Raw genomic sequence first — 1,551 nt, 5'->3', positions numbered from 1 at the left:
ATATAATGCATATATGGATTATATAGTCATATAATTTCTTTTTATTGTAATTTTTTCAGTTTCTTATCCTCTTATAAATTAGAATTGGAGGGAATTCGTTGAAAGAAAATACTTATGGTTTAACTCATGCCCAAAGGAGAGTTTGGTTTACTGAACTGTTGGAGCCTGGTACAAGCATCTGTAATCTGACCGCCTGTGTAAAATTCAGGGGTGATGTTGATCTTGATGCTCTTCAGTTGGCTCTGAACCTTTCAATCTCCCGTAATGATGCAATCAGGTTCCAGCTGACAGAAGGGATTGAATCGGAGTCAGAGCCTCGTCTGTATCTTGCAGAATACAAAGGATTATCACTTGAAATAATAGATTTTACAAATGCTGAAATGACTGAAACAGAGCAATGGATTCATGATCAAGCCAGAATTCCGTTTAAGCTGCTTGATTCGCCTCTGTATCAATTTTATCTCCTTAGAATCCACCCCCATGAAATTTGGCTATATGCGAAATTCCATCATATTATCATGGACGGCATCTCTTTAAATTTGATGGGAAATCAAATTATTAATCTGTATCAAAAAATCAAAAAAGGGGAGCCTATACCCGATGAGCAAGAGCCTTCCTACATTAGCTACATAGAAAAAGAGAGGCAGTACTTACAATCTTCACGTTTTGAAAAAGACCATTTGTTTTGGACGCAAACCTACCAACAGCCGCCGGAATACCACTCACTAACCGGACAGAGCACTTCACAAAAGCAGAGTACCTCCGCATCGAGAGATACTATCACACTTTCACCTTACCTAGCACATACCATCCAAGCTTTTTGCGAAGAACAGAAAATCAGTATGATTTCCTTATTTATGGCTTCATTTTACATATGTATCAGCCGCATCACCTCTAAAACAGACCTTGCGATCGGAACCTACTATGGAAACAGGGGGTCAAAGGCGGAGAAAGAAATGCTTGGCATGTTTGTCAGCTCTCTTCCAATCAGAAAAACGGTTGATTCTGACGCCGATTTTCTTTCCTTTGTACGCAGTGTCGGCAGAGAACAGCTTTCAGTCATGCGCCACCAAAGATTTCCTTATAATTTGCTGGTGAATGAATTAAGAAAAGAACACAAGGATTTACACAACCTGATCGGTATATCAATGCAGTACCATCCGCTTCAGTGGCAAAAAGCGGATGATTTGAACTATGAGACGGCGCTTTATTTCAGCGGATACACCGCGAATGAGCTTTCTGTTCAAATACAGGAGCGGATAGATACTGGAGCCATTCAATTAAATTTCGACTATCAAAATATCTTATTTTCTCTTGAGGACATTAAACGGATTCAGCACCACCTGCTTACGTTGCTGGAAAACGCGCTTCAAAATCCGCATAGTACTATAAAAGAATTAGATATGGCAGAAAAACATGAGAAAGAAAAAGTTTTGTATGAATTTAACAGAACGAAAGCTGTTTCGCCTGCAGCTTCGACGCTGCACGGTCTGTTTGAACGTCAGGCGGCTTTGACGCCGGATCGGACGGCTTTGCGCTTTTCTGGCGGCT

The 1,551-nt window shown here is 40.4% G+C and carries 1 protein-coding gene; it reads left to right on the top strand.

Annotated features, from left to right (window positions below; all coding sequences use genetic code 11):
- Nucleotides 1–98: 98 nt before the first annotated feature.
- A partial coding sequence (locus CJU60_RS04100; RefSeq protein WP_255238254.1) for a condensation domain-containing protein occupies nucleotides 99–1,551 on the top strand: 1,453 nt, incomplete at its 3' end.

Source organism: Bacillus sp. 7705b, assembly GCF_002289525.1.
Classification (GTDB): Bacteria; Bacillota; Bacilli; order Bacillales; family Bacillaceae; genus Bacillus; species Bacillus halotolerans.
Note: the sequence above shows the minus strand (reverse complement) of the source record. Positions and strands in the feature narration are given on the sequence as shown.